Annotated in this window: 15 protein-coding genes; all 15 read left to right on the forward strand. The window is 61.2% G+C overall.

Annotated features, from left to right (window positions below; translation table 11 throughout):
• The first annotated feature begins 844 nt into the window (after positions 1–844).
• Complete coding sequence (locus IB252_RS12215) at positions 845–1,228, forward strand: hypothetical protein (protein ID WP_111448253.1); 384 nt, start codon at positions 845–847, stop codon at positions 1,226–1,228.
• Positions 1,229–1,248: 20 nt separating this feature from the next.
• Positions 1,249–1,632, forward strand: a complete 384-nt coding sequence (locus IB252_RS12220) for a hypothetical protein (RefSeq protein WP_111448254.1) — start codon at positions 1,249–1,251, stop codon at positions 1,630–1,632.
• A 66-nt stretch (positions 1,633–1,698) separates the two neighbouring features.
• Positions 1,699–3,486 (forward strand): type VI secretion system baseplate subunit TssF, encoded by a 1,788-nt coding sequence (tssF, locus tag IB252_RS12225; RefSeq protein WP_192408861.1) that lies wholly within the window; start codon positions 1,699–1,701, stop codon positions 3,484–3,486.
• Positions 3,450–4,457 (forward strand): type VI secretion system baseplate subunit TssG, encoded by a 1,008-nt coding sequence (gene tssG / locus IB252_RS12230; RefSeq protein WP_033059313.1) that lies wholly within the window; start codon positions 3,450–3,452, stop codon positions 4,455–4,457. Before tssF ends, tssG begins: the two co-directional genes overlap by 37 nt.
• A gap of 13 nt (positions 4,458–4,470) precedes the next feature.
• A complete protein-coding gene (gene tssH, locus IB252_RS12235) occupies positions 4,471–7,119 on the forward strand; it encodes a type VI secretion system ATPase TssH (protein ID WP_192408863.1) in 2,649 nt (882 codons plus the stop codon).
• Positions 7,120–7,129: 10 nt separating this feature from the next.
• Positions 7,130–8,650, forward strand: a complete 1,521-nt coding sequence (locus tag IB252_RS12240; protein WP_192408865.1) for a sigma-54 interaction domain-containing protein — start codon at positions 7,130–7,132, stop codon at positions 8,648–8,650.
• Between the two features lie 393 nt (positions 8,651–9,043).
• Entirely contained in the window at positions 9,044–9,184 is a 141-nt protein-coding gene (locus tag IB252_RS12245; RefSeq protein WP_008150087.1) for a hypothetical protein, read from the forward strand.
• Between the two features lie 17 nt (positions 9,185–9,201).
• Positions 9,202–10,398, forward strand: a complete 1,197-nt coding sequence (gene tagH / locus IB252_RS12250; protein ID WP_192408867.1) for a type VI secretion system-associated FHA domain protein TagH — start codon at positions 9,202–9,204, stop codon at positions 10,396–10,398.
• Positions 10,399–10,403: 5 nt separating this feature from the next.
• Positions 10,404–10,904 carry a type VI secretion system lipoprotein TssJ gene (gene tssJ, locus IB252_RS12255; protein WP_192408869.1) on the forward strand — a complete coding sequence of 167 codons (501 nt, stop codon included), beginning with the start codon at positions 10,404–10,406 and terminating at the stop codon, positions 10,902–10,904.
• 2 nt (positions 10,905–10,906) lie between these two features.
• Positions 10,907–12,238, forward strand: coding sequence for a type VI secretion system baseplate subunit TssK (gene tssK, locus IB252_RS12260; protein ID WP_046045022.1), 1,332 nt, complete (start codon positions 10,907–10,909; stop codon positions 12,236–12,238).
• A gap of 5 nt (positions 12,239–12,243) precedes the next feature.
• On the forward strand, positions 12,244–13,119 hold the full coding sequence (gene icmH / locus IB252_RS12265; protein ID WP_046045023.1) for a type IVB secretion system protein IcmH/DotU: 876 nt from the start codon (positions 12,244–12,246) through the stop codon (positions 13,117–13,119).
• Positions 13,120–13,132: 13 nt separating this feature from the next.
• The gene (gene tssM / locus IB252_RS12270) at positions 13,133–16,657 is read left to right on the forward strand and encodes a type VI secretion system membrane subunit TssM (RefSeq protein WP_192408872.1); all 3,525 of its coding nucleotides are present in this window, start codon (positions 13,133–13,135) and stop codon (positions 16,655–16,657) included.
• Positions 16,657–17,385: a PP2C family protein-serine/threonine phosphatase gene (locus IB252_RS12275; protein WP_111448261.1), complete on the forward strand. Its 729-nt coding sequence runs from the start codon at positions 16,657–16,659 to the stop codon at positions 17,383–17,385. The genes tssM and IB252_RS12275 overlap by 1 nt, the downstream gene beginning before the upstream one ends.
• Positions 17,382–18,398 carry a serine/threonine-protein kinase gene (locus IB252_RS12280; RefSeq protein ID WP_192408874.1) on the forward strand — a complete coding sequence of 339 codons (1,017 nt, stop codon included), beginning with the start codon at positions 17,382–17,384 and terminating at the stop codon, positions 18,396–18,398. The genes IB252_RS12275 and IB252_RS12280 overlap by 4 nt, the downstream gene beginning before the upstream one ends.
• Before the next feature lie 28 nt (positions 18,399–18,426).
• Positions 18,427–20,469 carry a type VI secretion system tip protein TssI/VgrG gene (gene tssI / locus IB252_RS12285; RefSeq protein WP_192408876.1) on the forward strand — a complete coding sequence of 681 codons (2,043 nt, stop codon included), beginning with the start codon at positions 18,427–18,429 and terminating at the stop codon, positions 20,467–20,469.
• Positions 20,470–20,489 lie beyond the last annotated feature (20 nt).

The following is a 20,489-nucleotide window of genomic DNA, read 5'->3' on the forward strand; positions in this document are numbered from 1 at the left end:
CCGTGGCAGTGGGATGGCTACGACACGGCGGGCATTCTCGATACCCGTGTTCTGAAAAGCCCGAACCTAAAAGTGCGTCTGACCGCGACTCAGGGCGGCGAACAACAGGTCACCGATCTGACGCTTGAGTGCTCGGCGCAAGAAGTGAAGTGGGTTGATGTTCGGGTTGATCGGAATGCGAAGACGGTTGATGTCGTGTTGCGGCCGAGCTTTTCCGATGGTGGCAGCAGCGGCTCTACCCCGGGCCTGGCGCCGACGCCGTTCAGCACGTTGCTGGGCTGGGCCAAGGAAGGTATCGAGCTCTATTGGTCGCGTAATGGCTCACGAGCCGGTGGCATTGCCAGTGGGATCACGACCGGCAAGGGTGCTTACAAAGTTACGGTCAAAGCCGACATCAATGCCACACCCAAAGCTGGAAACTTCCCGCTGATTGATTCGTTGTCCAAGGACTTCGGTCGCTCTACCAGTCTGGCGATTGCCAGGAAGGTGTATCACAACGCCGGTTATGCGTATGACCAACTCGTCACTCGACAAGGTATCGGCGCGGGCTACGCGGCGAGTTATGCCACCGAAGAGTTCAAGGAAACGTCTGCCCATGAGTTCGGGCATTTGATTCTCAACGAGTATGGCGGTGGTCTGATTCCGACCTACTCGTGGACCCACAAGGATTCATCCTCGCTGATGCAAAACCCGAAGGCAGATCATCCGACGCCAGGCGCGGGCGAGCTCGACGTCATGCAGTACTTCAGCAGTTACACCAGTACAGCTTCCGAACGGCAAAGCCGTACGGCAGCCTCTGAACAAGACGTCAAAAGCCTGCTATGGCTGGCCAGGGTCGAATTCGATGATTAAGTTCGCCGGTTTCAGCCTGCTTTTCGTTTCCCTGACCAGTTGCGCGGCACAGCAGGTTTACAACAACCACGTGTATGTCGAAAACCGCTGCGGCCAGCCTCTGGAAATGAAGATTTCCAACAGCTCCAACATGCATTCGCTGGAACGTAACGTGACATCCGCAGCGGGCTCCCGGGCGCTGGTCGCGAGCTTCGCCTCTTATGGCGAAGACGTGATCGAGCAAATCCCGGCCAACTATTCGCTGAAAATCACCGATGCCATTGGAAGCAAAGTGATTGATGGCGCCCAGCTGAAACAGCGCCTGAGCGGCGTGGAGAAGATCAGCGACGGCACTCAGCGTGAGTGGACGATCAACGATACGTCGGTGTGCCCATGAAGCTGCCAAGGATGAATTCGATGTTTAAGTGGACCGGTCTTTTTGCCTTCTTCGTGTCATTGACGGCCTGCGCTGCGCAGCAGGTCTATCGCAACGATGTGTACCTGCTCAACACCTGTGGAGTCCCGCTGGAGCTGTCCCTGGCCCATGACTCCAACTACGACGATCAGCCCCGCAGCTTTACGTTGAGGCCCGACGAGCGCCGTTCCATCGCCAACTACACGTCGGCGGGCAAGGACGTGTCGGGCCAGATAAGCGACCAGTACAGCCTGTCGATTAAAAGCGCCAGCGCCGTCAAAACCATTGATGGGCAAGCGCTGCGCACGGCTTTGGCGCGGGTTGAGAAGGTCGAAGAAAAAGCCGTGCGTTCATGGACTGTCGATGACCGTTCTTTTTGCCCATGACGCACGCAGTTGTTGGATGTTCCAGCGCTGAAAAATTTTGCAAAAACGACAAACAGGTAACCCCCCGTGTCCTTTAACCACTACTACCAAAGCGAACTCACCGCACTTCGCCAGTTAGGTCGTCGTTTCGCCGAGCGTAGCCCGGCGTTGGCGCCTTTCCTCGGTCAGGCCGGTCGGGATCCGGACGTGGAGCGGTTGCTGGAAGGCTTTGCGTTCCTGACTGGCCGCCTGCGTCAGAAGCTCGACGACGAATTGCCGGAGCTCAGCCACTCGCTGATGCACCTGCTGTGGCCCAACTACATGCGCCCGCTGCCGGCGTTCAGCATTTTGCAGTTCGATCCGTTGAAACGCTCCGGTCCTGCGTTGATGGTCGAGCGCGACACACCGGTCGAGAGCATGCCAATCGATGACGTGCGTTGCCGTTTCCGCACCTGCTACCCGACCGAAGTCTTGCCGCTGGACCTGGCTGCACTGAATTACTCAGTGAAGGGCGACGGTTCGCTGTTGAGCCTGCGTCTGGAGATGAGCGCTGACGGTCACCTCGGTGAATTGGAGTTGAGCCGTCTGCGTCTGCACTTCGCCGGTGAGCGCTATATCAGCCAGATGCTGTACCTGAGCCTGTTGCGCAACCTGGAAGGCATCGAGCTGATCCCGTTGGACGGTGCCGGCAAGCCCATCAACGGCGTGAACGGCACGCCGATGGCATTCAAGATGCCCGGCGACCGCGTGCAGCCGGTGGGTTTTGCTGAAGAAGAAGCGTTGATCCCGTACCCGCTGAACACCTTCCGTGGCTACCGCTACCTGCAGGAATATTTCGCCTTCCAGGACAAATTTCTGTTCGTCGATATCAACGGCCTGGACCTGCTCAAGGCCCTGCCGGAAGACACGCTCAAGCAGATGCGCGGCCTGGAATTGCGCTTCGATATTCGCAAGAGCGGCATCCAGCGCCTGCGTCCGACGCTGGACAATGTGAAGCTCTACTGCACGCCGATCGTCAACCTGTTCAAGCACGATGCGTTGCCGATCCGCCTCGACGGCAAGCAGGACGAATACCTGCTGCTGCCCGCCGAATACGACCTGCAAAACTGCGGTGTATTTTCGGTGGAAACCGTCACCGGCTGGAAGCCCGGCGGCCTCGGATATCAGGCGTACGTGCCGTTCGAATCGTTCGAGCACGATCCGAGTTTCGACGTGCCCAACAGCCGTCCGCACTACAGCATCCGCCAGCGTTCGTCCTCGTTGCACGACGGCCTCGACACGTACCTGAGCTTCGGCATCCGTCACACCGAAGCCCACGAAACCCTGTCGATCGAGCTGATGTGCACCAACCAGAATCTGCCCAAAAAGCTCAAGCTCGGCGACATCTGCATGGCCTGCGAAGAGACGCCGGAGTTCCTCAGTTTCCGCAACATCACCCCGGCCACGCCCAGTTATGCGCCGCCGCTGAACCGTGACTTCCTCTGGAAGCTGATCAGCAACATGTCGCTTAACTACCTGTCGCTGGCCGACGTCAATGCGTTGAAGGTGATTCTCGAAACCTACGACCTGCCGCGCTACTACGACCAACACGCTGAAAAAGTCAGCAAGCGTCTGCTGGGCGGGCTCAAGTCGATCAAGCACCAACACGTCGACCGCTTGCACCGAGGGTTGCCGGTACGCGGGTTGCGCACCGAGCTGACCATCGACCCGGAAGGGTATATCGGTGAGGGCGACCTGTTCGTTTTCGCTTCGGTTCTTAACGAGTTTTTCGCGCTTTACGCCAGTCTCAATTCGTACCACGAGCTGCGGGTAAAAAGCACACAGGGAGAGGTGTACCAATGGACACCACGTATGGGTCTGCAACCCCTGCTTTAAGCGGGCTGACCCGGGTAATACGCGAGTACTCGCTGTTTCAGGCCGTGCTGCTGGTGGTTGACCGGCTGCGCGAAGCGCACCCGTACCTGAGCGAAGACGATCTGTACGACCAGCTGGAATTCCAGGCCAATCCGAGCCTGGGTTTCCCCGGCAGTGACGTCGATCGCGTGGAGTTTTTCGAAGAGCACGGGCAGATGCGCGCGCGCCTGCGTTTCAACCTGATCGGCCTGGTCGGTTCCGGTTCGCCGCTGCCTGCGTTCTATGGCGAACAGGCCCTGGGCGATAGCGAAGACGGCAACCCGACCCGCAACTTTCTCGACCTGTTCCACCATCGCCTGCAACGGCTGATGCTGCCGATCTGGAAAAAATACCGCTACCGCGCAAGCTTCCAGAGCGGCGCCCTCGACCCGTTTTCGTCGCAGCTGTTTGCGTTGATCGGCCTCGGCGGTGAAGAGATCCGCAGGGCTCAGGAACTGAACTGGAAACGCCTGCTGCCGTACCTCGGCTTGCTCAGCTTGCGCGCGCACTCGGCGGCGCTGATCGAAGCGGTGCTGCGTTACTACTTCAAACATGCAGAACTGACCATCGAGCAGTGCATCGAGCGTCGCGTCGAAATCCTCGACGAGCAGCGCAATCGCTTGGGCCGCGCCAACAGTCTGCTCGGCGAAGACCTGGTGCTGGGCGAACACGTGCGCGACCGCAGCGGCAAGTTCCGCATCCACATCCGCGAACTCGACTGGCAACGCTTCCACGAATTCCTGCCGATCGGTTTCGGCTACCAGCCGCTCTGTGCGCTGGTGCGGTTCACCCTGCGTGACCCGCTCGATTACGACATTCGCCTGGTGCTGCGCCAGGAAGAAATCCGCGAACTGCGCATCGGTGAGCAGAACGCCTGTCGCCTGGGATGGACCAGTTGGCTCGGCCGCGAAAAAGCGGACGGCGTGGTGACCCTGGGCAGCAAAATTCATTAAGGACAGATGACCAATGATCAACGTAGACCTGCAACAACTTATCCAGGCGCTGGATGCCGAAACCCGTCGTGACCTGGAAAGTTCGGCCGAACGCTGCGTCGCCCGTGGCGGCAGCAAGATCCTCGTCGAAGACTTGCTGCTGGGCTTGCTGGAGCGCCCGCAAGGCTTGCTCGCACGCGCGCTGCAAGACGCCGAAGTCGATGCCGGTGAGCTGAGCGCCGCGTTGCAATCGCGGGTCGAGCACAGCGCGTCGCGCAACCCGGTGTTCGCCCCGGAACTGGTGCAGTGGCTGCAAGACGCGTTGCTGGTGGCCAACCTTGAATTGGGCCAAAGCCAGGTCGAGCAAGCCGCGTTGATCCTCGCGCTGTTGCGCAACCCGATGCGCTACGCCGGCAGCCGCTACCAGTCGTTGCTGGCCAAACTGAACATCGAGCGCCTTAAAGAATTCGCCCTGTCGCAGAAAGAGCAACCAGCCACCGGTAAACCCGCTGTGCCCGGCGAATCACTGCTGCAGCGCTTCACCCACAACCTGACCCAACAAGCCCGCGACGGCAAACTCGACCCGGTGTTGTGCCGCGATGGCGCGATCCGGCAGATGGTCGACATCCTCGCCCGTCGTCGCAAAAACAACCCGATTGTGGTCGGTGAAGCCGGCGTCGGTAAAACCGCCATTGTCGAAGGCCTGGCATCACGCATCGCGGCGGGTGAAGTGCCGCAAGTCTTGAAAGGCGTCGAACTGCTGTCGCTGGACATGGGCCTGTTGCAGGCGGGCGCCAGCGTCAAAGGTGAATTCGAACGTCGCCTCAAAGGCGTGATCGATGAAGTCAAAGCCTCGCCGAAACCGATCATCCTGTTCATCGACGAAGCTCACACACTGATCGGCGCGGGCGGCAACGCCGGCGGTTCCGACGCGGCCAACCTGCTCAAGCCAGCCCTGGCCCGTGGTGAGTTGCGCACCATCGCCGCCACCACCTGGGCGGAGTACAAGAAGTACTTCGAAAAAGACCCGGCCCTGGCCCGTCGTTTCCAACCGGTGCAACTGCACGAACCGACCGTCAGCGAAGCGGTGACCATCCTGCGTGGCCTGGCTCAGGTCTACGAGAAGAGCCACGGCATCTACCTGCGCGACGACGCAGTGGTGGCGGCGGCCGAGTTGTCTGCTCGCTATCTCGCGGGCCGTCAGCTGCCGGACAAAGCCGTCGACGTGCTCGACACCGCCTGCGCTCGCGTGCGCATCAGCCTCGCCGCCGCACCGGAAAGCCTTGAGCGCCTGCGGGGTGAACTGGCTGAAGGCGGCCGTCAGCGTCAGGCCCTGCGCCGTGATGCCGAGGCCGGTCTGCTGATCGACCACGAAGCGCTGGACGCTTTGGAAGATCGCCTGGCCGAAGCTGAAGACGAAAGGGTCGCGCTGGAAACCCTTTGGACTGAGCAGAAAGAACTGGCAGAGCGCTTGCTGGACTTGCGTCAGCAACTGGCCAAGGCTCGCGAAGCTGCCGCCGTCGAGCCCACTGTCACGGTTGAAGAAGATGCCGAAGGCACTGTGATCGAAACACTGCCGGTGGACGAAGCGCATAGCGTCGAAACGCTGGAAGCAGCACTCAACGAAACTCACAAAGCTTTGACGGAGCTGCAGGTCAAAGAACGTCTGGTGAGCTTCGAAGTCTGCCCGCGTCTGGTCGCCGAAGTGATCAGCGCCTGGACCGGTGTGCCATTGGCCCAACTGGCCCGTGAGCACAACGCCAAGGTTGCGAGCTTCGCCACCGACTTGCGCACCCGCATCCGGGGCCAGGAACAAGCCGTTCACGCACTGGACCGCTCGATGCGCGCCACCGCTGCCGGCCTGAACAAACCTGATGCGCCGGTCGGCGTGTTCTTGCTGGTCGGCCCGAGCGGCGTCGGCAAAACCGAAACCGCGCTGGCCCTGGCGGACTTGCTGTACGGCGGCGATCGTTTCATCACCACCATCAACATGTCCGAGTTCCAGGAAAAGCACACCGTGTCGCGCCTGATCGGCGCGCCGCCGGGCTACGTCGGTTATGGCGAGGGCGGCATGCTCACCGAAGCCGTGCGCCAGAAACCGTACTCGGTGGTGCTGCTCGATGAAGTCGAGAAGGCCGACCCGGACGTGCTCAACCTGTTCTACCAAATCTTCGACAAAGGCGTGGCCAACGACGGCGAAGGGCGTGAGATCGACTTCCGCAACACGCTGATCCTGATGACTTCGAACCTGGGCAGCGACCGCATCGCCGAGCTCTGTGAAAACGGCGCGCGGCCGTCGGCCGAAGTACTTGAAGAAACCATCCGTCCGGTGCTGAGCAAACACTTCAAACCGGCGCTGCTGGCGCGCATGCGCGTGGTGCCTTACTACCCGGTGGGCGGCCCGGTGCTGCGCGAACTGATTGAAATCAAACTCGGTCGTTTGGGCGAGCGCCTGAACCGTCGTCAGCTGGATTTCACTTACTCGCAAGACCTCGTTGATCACCTGGCAGATCGCTGCACCCAGAGCGACAGTGGCGCGCGCCTGATCGACCATTTGCTCGACCTGCACGTGCTGCCGCTGGTGGCTGACCGCTTGCTCGATGCGATGGCCACGGGCGAAAGCCTCAAGCGTGTCCACGCGACGCTCGACGGCAACGCCAGCGTGACGTGCGAGTTCGCCTGAGGTGGGGGTGATGTTCACTCAAGTGCCGCAACCGCTGGTCTATGCCGAAGCCTTGCTGGCGCAGTTCGCCCGCTTGTCGCGCGCGGCGGACGGTGCTGCGCTGCTGGGTGACTTCGTGCGCGGGCTGGCCGAGCTCAGCGGTTGCGAGTTGACGCAGCTGTACCTGTTGGACGCGACTCACACGTGCCTGGGGATGAACGCCGAATGCCTCAACGGCATCCTGCAACCCCGGGAAGCGGCGAGCCTGCCGGCGGATTACAACGGTGAACAACTGCTGCAATTCGCCCTGTGCCAGAACCGCGTGGTGAGCCTCAGCGAACTGAGCGGCAGCCTGCACGAAACCAGTTTCCTGCCGCCTCAGGCCACGCCATGGCAGTCGCTGTTATGCGTGCCAATGGTCAATCAGCAGAAAGCCGTCGAAGGCTTGCTGCTGTGCGCCAGTCGCCGGCACATCGACCTGCAAGGCTTTGCCGATTCCCTCGGTCAACTCGGTTCGTTCGTGCTTGGCCAACTGCATTTGCTGCAACGTCTGCGTCAGCCAACCGGTGATGCACGACCGACGAAGATCAGCGTTCCGAGCGCCAGCGGTTACGGCTTGATCGGCAAGAGCAAGGCCATGCGCGAGACCTACTCGCTGATCAGTAAAGTCCTGCACAGCCCGTATACCGTGCTGCTACGCGGCGAAACCGGTACCGGCAAGGAAGTGGTGGCGCGGGCGATTCACGATTGCGGCCCGCGCCGTTCCCAGGCGTTCATCGTGCAGAACTGCGCGGCGTTCCCCGAGAACCTGCTGGAAAGCGAACTGTTCGGCTACCGCAAAGGCGCGTTCACTGGTGCTGATCGCGACCGCGCCGGGCTGTTCGACGCGGCCAACGGCGGCACCTTGTTGCTCGATGAAATCGGCGACATGCCGTTGTCCCTGCAAGCCAAGCTGTTGCGGGTTCTGCAGGAAGGCGAGATCCGCCCGCTGGGCTCCAACGACACCCACAAAATCGACGTGCGCATCATCGCCGCGACGCACCGGGATCTGTCGGTGCTGGTCAGCGAAGGCAAATTCCGCGAGGACTTGTACTACCGCCTCGCGCAATTCCCGATCGAGTTGCCGGCCCTGCGTCAGCGTGAAGGCGACATCCTCGACCTGGCCCGGTACTTCGCCGACAAGGCCTGCTCGTTCTTGCAGCGCGATGCGGTGTGCTGGTCCGATGCGGCGCTGGATCACCTGTCCGGTTATGCCTTCCCCGGCAACGTGCGTGAACTCAAAGGCCTGGTTGAACGCGCGGTGCTGTTGTGCGAGGGCGGTGAGTTACTGGCCGAGCATTTTTCCCTGCGCATGGAAGCCATGCCGGAAGACAGTAGCGGCCTGAACCTGCGCGAACGCCTGGAGCAGGTCGAACGCAGTCTGCTGCTCGATTGCCTGCGCAAAAACGACGGCAACCAGACCCTCGCCGCCCGCGAACTCGGGCTGCCACGCCGCACACTGCTGTACCGCCTCGGGCGCCTGAATATCAATTTGGGTGATTTCGATGGCTGATATCAATTTCCGCACCCCAACCACCCTGGTTGGAATGCCCTCTGTGGCCAGCGCATTCCCTGTGATGAGGAAGTTTCCAGCAGTGAGCGTGCTTCCTGTGGCGAGGGGACTTGTCCCCGTTCGGCTGCGCAGCAGTCGCAATTCAGCCAACGCGGTCTGCCTGAACAAACGGGGTAGCCGGTTTTGGGGCCGCTTCGCGACCCAGCGGGGTGGTGCGGCATTCCGACAAGTCCCCTCGCCACAGGAATCTCACTGGCAGCAGGGAATCACCCTTTTACGGGAGATCGGCTCAAGGCCACTGGCTAGAGCGCTCGGCCTAACCTCATCCGCTTTTGATAGCGCCGCCCAAACGGGTCGGCGCTTTGTACTTTGTCTACCCCTGGAGACCCTCTGATGTCTGTTCGTCACTGGCAAGCCGTCCTGCTGACCCTCGTCGTTCTATGCGGCCTCGGCGGCTGTAGCGGCAATTACAAATACAACGACAACACCTATCGCCCATTGGGTGATCCGCAGGCGGTCAATCGCGGCAAGTGACCGCAAGGAGTATCACCATGGAACTGGTTTTCGAAATGCTCAACACCAAGCAGTTCGTGCCCACGGATTTGTGCCAGAAGACCTTCAAACAGGCTGGTGGCGTGATCGGTCGGGGCGAGGATTGCGACTGGATCATCCCGGACCGCAAGCGTCACCTGTCCAACCACCACGCATTGATCAGCTACCGCGAAGGCACGTTTTTCCTGACCGATACCAGCAGTAACGGTATTTCGGACAGCGAAAGCGGCGCGCGCCTGCGCAAGGGCGAAGCGATGCGCATCGAGCACGGCAGTGTCTACGTGCTGGGTGACTTCGAGATCCGTGCGCGGTTGGTACGCGATCCGGCGACCTTCGACGTTGAAGTCGGCCGTCCACAAGCAGCGGGCAGCATCATTCCGGACGATGCGTTTCTCGATCTCGACCCGCTCAATGCTCTCGATCAGCAAGAGCGCGTGTATTCGGAAATCGACGAACTGATCTCCCCGAGCACCACCCTCTCAGACACCCGTCAGCGCGCCGACTATGCGCGCATCGACATGGAAAGCCTGATGGTGCCGGAGCTGATCGACGCCCCGGCAGAACCTGCGCCAGCTCCGCCGCCGAAAGTGGTCGAGCGTCAGAGTGAAGGTTTCTGGGAGTACTTCGGCGCCGCGTTGGGCGTGGACCTCAAAGGCCTCGACCACGACGCCCGCGAAGCCCTGGCGCTCAACGCTGCACGCCTGCTCAAGCAAAGCGTCGGCGGTTTGCAGCAGAGCCTGCGTACCCGCAGCGAACTGAAAAATGAACTGCGTCTGGCCCAGACCACCGTGCAAGGCACCCAAAAGAACCCGCTGAAATTTGCCGTCGATGCCGGCGAAGCGCTGGGCATTTTGTTGCAGCCGAACAAGCCGGGCCAGTTGCCGGCCGAGCAGGCGATCTCCCGTGCGTTCCGCGATTTGCAGGCGCATCAGGTGGCGTTGCTGACCGCCAGCCGCGCTGCCGTTCGCGGCACGCTGGAGCACTTCTCGCCACAGCAATTGACCCTGCGTTTCGAGCGCGACAACAAGCCGTTGCTCGCCACGTCCGGCAGTCGCTGGAGAGCTTACGGTCGTTATCACCAGGCCCTGCGTCAGGACGATGACTGGAGCGAGCGCCTGCTGGCCCGCGACTTCGCTCAGGCCTACGAAGAACAGATCCGCCTGATTTCCACCCTTCACACCGACCACCAAGGATGATGCGCATGTCTCGCTGCTCGACCGTTTTTTTCAAGACGCTGACGGCGCTCGCGGCCCTGGTGCTGCTGGCTGGCTGCTCGTCACTGTCGCCGTATTCCCACGTCACCAAGCTCAACCTGAAGCTGACCGCCAGCGATCAGCTGAACCCGGACCTCAACGGGCGTCCATCGCCGATCGTTGTGCGTCTGTTCGAGCTCAAGCATCCGGTGACGTTCGAGAACGCTGACTTCTTCAGCCTGTACGAGCGCGCCAAGGAATCCCTGGCCCCGGACCTGGTGGCCAGCGAAGAAATCGAACTGCGTCCAGGTGAAACCGTGGAGATGAAACTCAGCGTGGAGGAGGGCAGTCGCTACGTCGGCATCCTCGCCGCCTACCGCGATCTGCCGGAAACCAAATGGCGCTACACGGTGCAAGTCACCCCGGTGGAAGTCACCAACGCTGATCTGACCCTCGACCAGGCCGGTATTCGCAATAGCAACGAAACGCTCGCCAAGGCGGATGACTGATCATGAATTCCCATAAAGTGATTTGGCAGGAAGGCATGCTGCTGCGTCCGCAGCACTTCCAGCACAACGATCGCTACTACGACCACCAGATGAAGACCCGCACGCAGTTGCTGGGCAGCTACACCTGGGGCTTCTTGAACCTGGACATCGACTTGCAGTTCCTCAACATGGGCAAACTGGTGATCAGCCAGGCCTCGGGGATTCTTCCGGACGGCAGCCTGTTCGAACTCGGTGGCAACACCGAACCGTTGGCCCTCGACGTCCCGCCGAACACCGGCAACACGCCGATCTACCTGGCGCTGCCGCTGGTCACCGGCAACCACATCGAGTCGCGCCGTCCGGAGCAATCCGACGTGCTGGCGCGCTACACCGCGTACGAAGCGGAAGTCGCCGACTCCAACGCCGGCGACGATTCCGCCAGCCAGGTCAGCTGCGGCCGCCCGGACTTCAAACTGTTGCTCGGCGAGCAGCAGAGCGACCAGGCCTACGTGAAACTGAAGATCTGTGAAGTGCTCGACACCACGCCCGACGGCGTGATCAGCCTCGACCCGGATTTCGTGCCGACCTACATTCAGGCGCATTCGTCCAGCTACCTGCTGTCGTGCCTGAAAGAAGTGATCAGCATGCTCGGCCACCGTGGCGACACCATCGCCGAGCGGATCCGTTCCAACGGCAAGGTCGGTGGCGCGGAAGTCGGCGACTTCATGATGCTGCAACTGATCAACCGCACCGAACTGCTGCTGCGCCACTACCTCGGCCTGGAACAGGTTCACCCGGAAGAGTTGTACCGCACGCTGCTGACCATGCTCGGCGATCTGGCGACGTTTTCCAGCGACAGCAAACGCCCGCGCCTGGACAGCCGTTACCAGCACAGCGACCAGGGCGCGAGCTTCCGCAAGCTGATGGAAGCGATTCGTCAGGTGCTGTCGATGGTGCTCGAACAGCACGCCATCGAACTGGTCCTGCAAGCGCGTCAGTACGGGATCATCGTCTCGCCGTTGCACGACCACAAACTGCTGGGCTCGGCCTCGTTCGTACTCGCCGCCAGTGCCAACTGCGACTCCGAAGAACTGCGCCATCGCTTGCCGGCGCACCTCAAGGTCGGCCCGGTGGAGCGCATCCGCCAACTGGTCAACCTGCATCTGCCGGGCATCAAGGTCAAACCATTGCCGGTGGCCCCGCGGCAGATCGCGTTCCACTCCAACAAAACCTATTTCATTCTCGAACTCAGTTCCGAAGACCTGGCACAACTCGAGCGCTCCGGCGGCTTCGCGTTCCACGTGTCCGGCGAATTTGCCGAGCTTGAACTGAAATTCTGGGCCATCAGGAACTGACCGACATGATCAAGGACATGGAACATACCCAGGACGACAAAACCGTCCTGCTCGACCGCCAGGGCCACGGCCCTGCTTCGAGTCCGCTGACAGATTTCGCCGCACCGCCGCGTTTTGAACAGCTCGAAGAACGGATGATTTATGCCGCGCGCCTGCGCCCGGCCGAAGCCTTCAACATCAGCCTCAATTCGCTGGTCGCTGCCGCCTCCGACTTGTTGTCGGAAGTAGTGCGGCTCAAGCACAGCGACACCCGCGAAGACATGTACGCGCTCAACGAGCGACTAACCGCCGGGCTGAAGCTGTTTGAAGTGCGGGCGCTGCACAACGGCGCCGAAAGCAGCCAGGTGATGGCCGCGCGTTACGTGCTGTGCACCGTGGTCGACGAAGCCGTCGTGACCACGCCGTGGGGCAACGAAAGCGAGTGGTCGCAGATGAGCCTGCTCAGCAGCTTCCACAACGAAACCTTCGGCGGCGAGAAGTTTTTCCAGCTGCTGGATCGCCTGTCGAAAAACCCGGTCAAGCACCTGCCGATGCTGGAGCTGATGTACCTGTGCCTGTCGCTGGGCTTCGAAGGCAAGTACCGCGTGCAGGCCCGCGGCATGCTCGAGCTCGAAGGCATCCGCGACGCCTTGTATCGCCAGATTCGTCAGTTGCGCGGTGACGTGCCTCGCGAACTGTCGCCCCATTGGGAAGGCTTGAACGATCAGCGCCGCAGCCTGGTGCGCATCGTGCCGGCGTGGATGGTGGTGCTGTTCACCGTGGTTTGCCTGGTGGTGATGTATTCGGGCTTCGCCTGGGTATTGGGCGAGCAACGCGAAACCGTTCTGCAACCTTATCAGCAGCTAGATCCGGCCGCGGTCCAGCCGCAGTCGCAGCCGTAAACAGGGACGTGTGATGAAAAAGTTTTTCAAGAAAGTCGGCGCATTCTTGCGTCAGACCTGGGTCTGGACCTTGCTGCTGGTGCTATTTGTCGCGCTGCTGGTGTGGTTCGTCGGGCCGCTGCTGGCGGTCAATGACTACAAGTTCTGGGAAGGTTCGACCTCCCGCCTGCTGACCATCAGTGTGCTGTTCCTGATCTGGGGCCTGACCATGGTCTTCGTCAGCTGGCGCGCTGGCGTACGCAAGAAAGCCATCGAAGACACCGAAGACGGCCAGGATCGTATCCGCCGTGAAGAGCTGATCGACGAAGAGCAGAAAGAGCTTCGCGTACGCTTCAAGGATGCGTTGAAAACCCTGAAGACCTCGAGCCTCTATCGCGGTCGCAGCGAGCGCTGGCGCAACGATTTGCCTTGGTACTTGCTGATCGGTCCACAGGGCAGCGGCAAGACCAGCCTGCTGGACTTTTCGGGCCTTGAGTTTCCGATCAACAAGATCGACCGCAAGCTGACCCGCGACACCCTCGGCACCCGTCATTGCGACTGGTATTTCGCTGACCACGGTGTGCTGATCGACACCGCCGGGCGTTACCTGACCCAGCCGGATGCCGAAGTCGATGGCAGCGCCTGGAGCACCTTGCTCGACCTGCTGCGCAAGCGTCGCCGCAATCGTCCGTTGAACGGTGTGCTGGTGACCATTCCGGTGGAAATGCTGCTGGGCAACACCGAGCAAGACCTCGACACCCTGGCTCGCCAGGTGCGTGCGCGTCTGCAAGACGTGCATCAGAAACTGCACGTCGATGTGCCGGTTTATCTGGTGCTGAGCAAGGCGGACAAGCTGCTCGGTTTTGACGAGTTCTTCGATCAACTGACCCGCGAAGAAAGCGATCAGGTGCTCGGCACCAGCTTCCGCAAAGAGCAGAGCGGCACCGACGTCGCCGTCCTGCGCGCCGAGTTCGAAGAGCTGCTGCGTCGCCTCAACAGCCAGGTGATCATGCGCATGCACCAGGAGCGCGACACCCAGCGCCGTGGCCGCATCCTCGACTTCCCGCATCAACTGGGGCAGATCGGCGAGCGCTTGTGCCTGTTCGTCGACATGGCGTTCACCGGCAACCGCTACCAGCGTGTCAGCCAGTTGCGCGGTTTCTACCTGACCAGCGCACCGCACCTGACTCAAGAAATGGACCAGACCACCGCCGGCATCGGCGCCAATCTGGGGATGAACGCTGGCGTGCTGCCGACCTTGCGCAGCGGCCGTTCGCGCTTCATTCACCACTTGCTCAGCCGGGTGATTTTCCCCGAGGCCGACTTGGCCGGTCTGGACAAACGCGAACGCAGCCGTATTCATTGGGGCCAGCGTGCCCTGTACGTGGGCGCATTGGCGGCACTGGCGCTGTTCGGCATGCTGTGGGCGGGCGGATTCTCGGCCAACTACGAGCGCCTGGAAAACCTGCGCAATCTGGCGACCAACTGGACACAACAGCGCTCGGCATTGACCGCGCGTGATGATTCCATGGCGGTACTCAAGCCTCTCGACACCAGCTACGCGGCGACTCAGGTCTTCCCGAAAAAAGGTGATGTGTCGTACCACGAACGGGGTGGCCTGTACCAAGGCGAAGAGGTCAATCCGGTGGTCAAGGAGGCCTACGAGCGTGAGCTTGAAGCGCAACTGCTGCCGAAGGTCGCGACCCTGCTGGAAGGGCAGATCCGCGCCAACATGAAGGACCGCGAACGTCTGCTCAACAGCCTGCGTGCGTACCTGATGCTGAACATGAAAGACCGTCGCGACGGCCCTTGGCTCAAGGATTGGGTCGCCACCGAATGGTCCCAGCGTTACGCCGGCAACACCGCGGTGCAGAACGGTTTGAACACCCACTTCGAGCGCTTGCTCAAGCAGCCGTTTATCTACCCGCTGAACGATCAACTGGTGGCCCAAGCGCGTCAGGTACTGCGCAGCGAATCGCTGGCCAACGTGGTTTACCGGATGCTGCGCGAGCAGGCCCGCAACCTGCCGGAATATCGCCTCAGCCAACACTTGGGCCCACAAGGTGCGCTGTTTGTCGGCACCGAATACGTGATCCCGGGTTTCTACACTCAACAGGGTTATCAGCAGTACTTCTCGGTTCAGGGCAGTGCGCTGGTCACCGATATCCTGCGTGACAACTGGGTGCTGGGCGAAGGCTCGGGCATCAGCGGCATGGACTTGCGTCGCCTGATGGTCGAACTGGAGCAACTGTACTTCCGCGACTACGCCAACTTCTGGAGCGAAGCGGTTGGCCAGGTTGCACTGCCTCCAATCAGCGACTTCAGTGAGGGCGCCGAGCAACTGGCGGGCCTGACGTCCGCCAACTCCCCGGTGCTGCAACTGCTGGTGGAAGTGCGCGAGAACACCCGTTTCTCGGTGATCGCCGACAATGCTGATGAAGCGGCCGAGGCGGCTGAGAAACTGGGCGAGAAGGGCGGTAAGCTCGGCAAACTCGCGGCGGCCGCGGCTGACAAAGCCGCAGACATGACCAAGAACCTACCGGACACCGCGAAGAAATCCCTGCAACGTCGCTTCGAACCGCTGCACCGTTTGCTGGATGACAACAACGGCCCGGCCGCTGATTTGACCCCGGCCCTGACGGCGCTCAACGACCTGCAACTGCAACTGGCGAGCCTGGCGCGTGCCAGTGCGCCGGAACAGGCCGCGTTCGAAATGGCCAAGACCCGCATGAGCGGCCAGCGTGATGCGCTGAGCAACTTGCGCAATGCTTCCAACCGTCTGCCGCGTCCGGTCAGCGTGTGGTTCAACGTCCTGGCTGAAGACACCTGGCGTCTGGTGCTGAACGATTCCTACCAGTACCTGAACCAGCGTTATCAGAGCGAGCTGTACAGCTTCTACGGCAAGGCGATCAACAAGCGTTACCCGTTCAGCGCCCACAGCACCAGCGACGTTGCGATCAGCGACTTCCGCGAGTTCTTCAAGGCGCAGGGCATCAACGATCGCTTCTTCGAGACCTACATGCGTCCGTTCGTGAGTGGCGATCCAGGCAACTACCGTCTGCGCAACATCGACGGTCACAGCATGCCGATCTCCAAGGTCTACCTCGACCAGATGGCCGCGGCACAAGTGATTCGCCAGAGCTTCTTCTCGATCAACCCGGCCGAGCCGCAAGTGCAATTCAAACTGGAGCCGTACACCCTCGACCCGGCCGTCAGCCGTTCCGAGTTCAAGTTTGGCGACAAGACCATCGAATACCGCCACGGCCCGATCGTGCCGGTGTCGTTCAAATGGCCGACCGATGCTGAAGACGGTCGCACCAGCCTGGTCCTCGACAAAATGGCTGGCCGCCCAATCGGTATCGAAAAGAACACCGGCCCATGGTCGCTGTTCCGTCTGTTCGACTTGATGCAGACCGAGTACCTGAGCGGTCGCGATGTGCTGGTGCTTAAAGCTGACGTAGGCGGCCTGCGCGCCAACTACTTGCTGTCGAGCCAGCGCACACCGAACCCGTTCGACATGGGCGTGCTGCGCACCTTCCGTATGCCGGTGCAGCTCTGATGCTGGTTGCCAGTCCCTGGCGCAGCGCTGCGCGTACCGATCCGGGCAAGGTTCGGGCGCGCAACGAAGATGCTTTCCTCGACTGCCCACAGCAGGGGCTGTGGGTGGTCGCGGATGGCATGGGCGGTCATCAGGGTGGCGACATCGCCAGCCAGTTGATCGTCGCCAGCCTGGCGGAATTGCCGGAGCAGGACGACTTCGACGAACGACTCAAAGGCATACGCCAGTGCCTGCACTGGCTTAACCGCCGCTTGGGTCAGGAGTTGACCGTCACGGCCGGGCGTCACGACAGCATCATGGGCAGCACCGTAGTGGCACTGCTGGTGGAAGGTAATCGCGCGGCCTGCATCTGGGCCGGCGACAGCCGTTGCTATATGTGGCGCGGCCAGCGTTTGTATCAGCTGTCCAAGGACCATTCGCTGCAACAGCAGCTCATCGACGAGCAAAACATGAGCGTCGAGGACGCTCGTGCCCATCCTTCCGCTCATGCCTTGACCCGTGCGGTCGGGGCCGCCGAGCAGCTGACGCTGGATGTGCTTGAACTCGAGGTTTACCCCGGCGATGCGTTTCTGTTGTGCAGCGATGGCTTGTACCAAGGGCTGAGCACCGATGCCTTGGGCAACGCCCTGAGCCTGACCGCGCCGCACGTTGCGCTGGAGCGTCTGTTCGACGGCGCTCTGCGTGGCTCGGCCCGGGACAACTTGACCGCTGTGGTGATCCGAAAATGACCCAACTCATGCCGCCGCTCGACGACCTGCCGGTGACCGACGAGGAAGCCAATAACCTGACTTACTTTGCGTTCGCCCCGTCTCTAAACGGAAAGCCGCATAAGGCTGAACCCGCGCTGGCGCCAACAAAGGCCAGCGTCGGCGAAATGCCCGACGTACTCGCAGGCCGTTACCGCATCGAGCGCCTGCTCGGTGCTGGCGGCATGGGCGCGGTTTACCGCGCACGGGACTTGCTGAGCGAACAGTTCGGCGACCCCGACCCTTACATCGCGCTGAAAATCCTCAGCGAAGAATTTGCCGAATCGCCGGACGCCAGTGCCTTGCTCTACAGCGAGTTCGCCCTGACCCGACGCCTGCGCCACGACAACGTGCTGCGTTTGAACAGCTTTGAAGTGGACACCGATTGCCAGCGCGCCTTCATCACCATGGAACTCATGCGTGGGCTGACCCTGGACAAATTACTCTGCGAGCGGCCGCTGGGCCTGCCGTGGAAAGAACTGCGCGACATCGCGCTGCCGCTGCTCGACGCGCTGGCCTTCGCCCATGCTCGCGGCGTGCTGCACGGTGACATGAAACCGAGCAACGTCATGCTCAGCGAAGAAGGCGTGCGCCTGTTCGACTTCGGTCTGGGCCAGGCCGAGGAGGGCATCCTGCCCGGCCTGCCACACCTGAGCCGCAACCGCTTCAACGCCTGGACCCCCGGCTACGCCGCCCCCGAACTGCTCGAAGGCCAGCCGCTGTCGGCCAGTGCCGATGTCTACGGCGTGGCCTGCGTGCTCTACGAATTGGCGGGCGGCAAACACCCGTTCCGCCGCTTGCCCTCGACCGAGGCCCGCGACGGCCAACTGGATCGCGAACTGCACGCCCCCAGGAATCTACCGAAACACTGCTGGCCAGCCCTGCGAACGGCGCTGGCTTTCGATTCGGCCAAGCGCACCATCACCGCCGCCCAATTGCGTGACGCCTTGGGCGCCACTTCGTCTTTGCTGCAACGCCTGCGACTGCGGGCGTAACGGATGACTACCGAACAGGGAGCAAGCAATGTTCAACCCAGCTAACGAAACCCACTTCAGCCTGACCGTTGAAGACTACGTCGGCGACCTGCAAGTGCTGTCGTTCACCGGCACCGAAGGCATCAGCCAGCCGTATCGCTTCGACCTGGAACTGGTCAGCGAAAACCCCGATCTGGACCTGGAAAAGCTCCTGCACAAACAGGCATTCCTCGCGCTCGATCCACAAGGTTCCGGCATCCACGGCCAGATCTACCGCGTCGCCCAAGGCGATGCCGGCAAACGCCTGACCCGCTACAAAATCTCCCTGGTGCCGCACCTGCAATACCTGCATCACCGCACCAACCAGCGCATCTACCAGCAGATGTCCGCACCAAAAATCATCGCGCTGATCCTCGACGAGCACGGCATCAAGGGCAACGCCTACCGCTTCCAGCTCAGCCAGCCCTGCCCGGACCGCGACTACTGCGTGCAGTACGACGAAACCGACCTGCACTTCGTCCAACGCCTGTGTGAAGAAGAAGGCATTCACTACCACTTCCAGCACAGCTCCAAAGGTCATCTGTTGGTATTCGGCGATGACCAGACCGTGTTCCCCAAACTCGGGCAGCCAACCGCGTACGTGCAAGGCAGCGGCATGGTCGCCGACGAGCCGGTGATCAAAGGCTTCAAACTGCGCCTGGAAACCCGCACCGGCCGCGTCACCCGCCGCGACTACGACTTCGAAAAACCACGCCTGCAACTCGAGTCCGCCTACAAACCCGAGACGCAAAGCGACGCGCCGGACCTCGAAGACTACGACTACCCCGGCCGCTTCATCGACCGTGCGCGCGGCAAATTCCTCAGCCAACGCGCCCTCGAACGCCACCGCGCCGACTACCGCCAGGCCGAAGGCAAAAGCGATCAGACCACCCTGGTCAGCGGCCACTTCCTGGAAATGTCCGACCACCCGCGTACCGAGTGGAACGACCTCTGGCTGCTCACCGAAATCTTCCACGAAGGCAAACAACCGCAAGTCCTCGAAGAGTCGGTGACCAGCGACACCACCGACAAAAAGGACGACTTCCACCAGGGCTACCGCAACCGCTTCCTCGCCACCCCGTGGGACGTGTTCTACCGCCCGGCGCTGGAACACCCGAAACCCCGCGTCCTCGGCAGCCAGACCGCCATGGTCACCGGCCCCAAAGGCGAAGAAATCCACTGCGACCAATACGGCCGCATCAAAGTGCAATTCCACTGGGACCGCGAAGGACTGGCTGACGACAAAACCAGCTGCTGGATGCGCGTCTCTTCGAGTTGGGCTGGCGACCGTTATGGCGCCATCGCCATCCCGCGCATCGGCATGGAAGTGCTGGTGACCTTCCTCGAAGGCGATCCCGATCAGCCGCTGGTGACTGGGTGCCTGTATCACAAGGAAAACCAGGTTCCCTACGACCTGCCGGCCAATAAAACCCGCACCGTGTTCAAAACCCTTAGCTCACCAGGGGGTGGCGGGTTCAATGAACTGCGGATTGAAGACAAGAAAGGGGCGGAGCAGATCTTTATTCATGCCCAGCGGGATTGGGATGAAAACGTTGAGCATGATCAGAAGATTCGGGTTGGGAATGAACGCCATGACACGGTTGTGAAGAACACCTACACCGAGCTGAAGGCGGAAGAGCATCGCACCACGATTGCTGATCGCAAGATTGAAGCGCGGATGGATGATCACCTGACGATTGGGCAGAACCAGCATGTGAAGTTGGGGACTGCGCAGCTGACTAGTGTTGGGAAAGAGATTCATCTGAAGGCTGGGGCGAAGATTGTTATTGAGGCTGGGATGGAGCTCACCGTGAAGGCGGGTGGGAGCTTTATTAAACTCGATGCCGGCGGGATTACCGTGGTTGGGCCGGTGATCAAGATCAATGCGGGTGGGGCGGCGGGGAGTGGGACCGGGATTGGGATTAAACCGCCGGTGCTGCCGGGGGCGGCGGATAAGGATAAGGCGGGGAGTTTGATGGATCAGGCGTTGTTGAATGCGCCTGAGGAACAGATCAAGCGTAAACCAAAACGGATGCTCAATTTTTCCGGCTAATAAACACCGACGGCAATCCA

This window comes from Pseudomonas sp. PDM10 (assembly GCF_014852295.1).
GTDB lineage: Bacteria > Pseudomonadota > Gammaproteobacteria > Pseudomonadales > Pseudomonadaceae > Aquipseudomonas.

What these genes read in the sequence shown, in the direction of transcription:
- IB252_RS12215 (WP_111448253.1), top strand. Translation starts at nt 845, where the DNA reads ATGATTAAGTTCGCCGGTTTCAGCCTGCTTTTCGTTTCCCTGACCAGT.
- IB252_RS12220 (WP_111448254.1), top strand. Translation starts at nt 1,249, where the DNA reads ATGTTTAAGTGGACCGGTCTTTTTGCCTTCTTCGTGTCATTGACGGCC.
- tssG (WP_033059313.1), top strand. Translation starts at nt 3,450, where the DNA reads ATGGACACCACGTATGGGTCTGCAACCCCTGCTTTAAGCGGGCTGACC.
- tssH (WP_192408863.1), top strand. Translation starts at nt 4,471, where the DNA reads ATGATCAACGTAGACCTGCAACAACTTATCCAGGCGCTGGATGCCGAA.
- IB252_RS12240 (WP_192408865.1), top strand. Translation starts at nt 7,130, where the DNA reads ATGTTCACTCAAGTGCCGCAACCGCTGGTCTATGCCGAAGCCTTGCTG.
- IB252_RS12245 (WP_008150087.1), top strand. Translation starts at nt 9,044, where the DNA reads ATGTCTGTTCGTCACTGGCAAGCCGTCCTGCTGACCCTCGTCGTTCTA.
- tagH (WP_192408867.1), top strand. Translation starts at nt 9,202, where the DNA reads ATGGAACTGGTTTTCGAAATGCTCAACACCAAGCAGTTCGTGCCCACG.
- tssJ (WP_192408869.1), top strand. Translation starts at nt 10,404, where the DNA reads ATGTCTCGCTGCTCGACCGTTTTTTTCAAGACGCTGACGGCGCTCGCG.
- tssK (WP_046045022.1), top strand. Translation starts at nt 10,907, where the DNA reads ATGAATTCCCATAAAGTGATTTGGCAGGAAGGCATGCTGCTGCGTCCG.
- icmH (WP_046045023.1), top strand. Translation starts at nt 12,244, where the DNA reads ATGATCAAGGACATGGAACATACCCAGGACGACAAAACCGTCCTGCTC.
- tssM (WP_192408872.1), top strand. Translation starts at nt 13,133, where the DNA reads ATGAAAAAGTTTTTCAAGAAAGTCGGCGCATTCTTGCGTCAGACCTGG.
- IB252_RS12275 (WP_111448261.1), top strand. Translation starts at nt 16,657, where the DNA reads ATGCTGGTTGCCAGTCCCTGGCGCAGCGCTGCGCGTACCGATCCGGGC.
- IB252_RS12280 (WP_192408874.1), top strand. Translation starts at nt 17,382, where the DNA reads ATGACCCAACTCATGCCGCCGCTCGACGACCTGCCGGTGACCGACGAG.
- tssI (WP_192408876.1), top strand. Translation starts at nt 18,427, where the DNA reads ATGTTCAACCCAGCTAACGAAACCCACTTCAGCCTGACCGTTGAAGAC.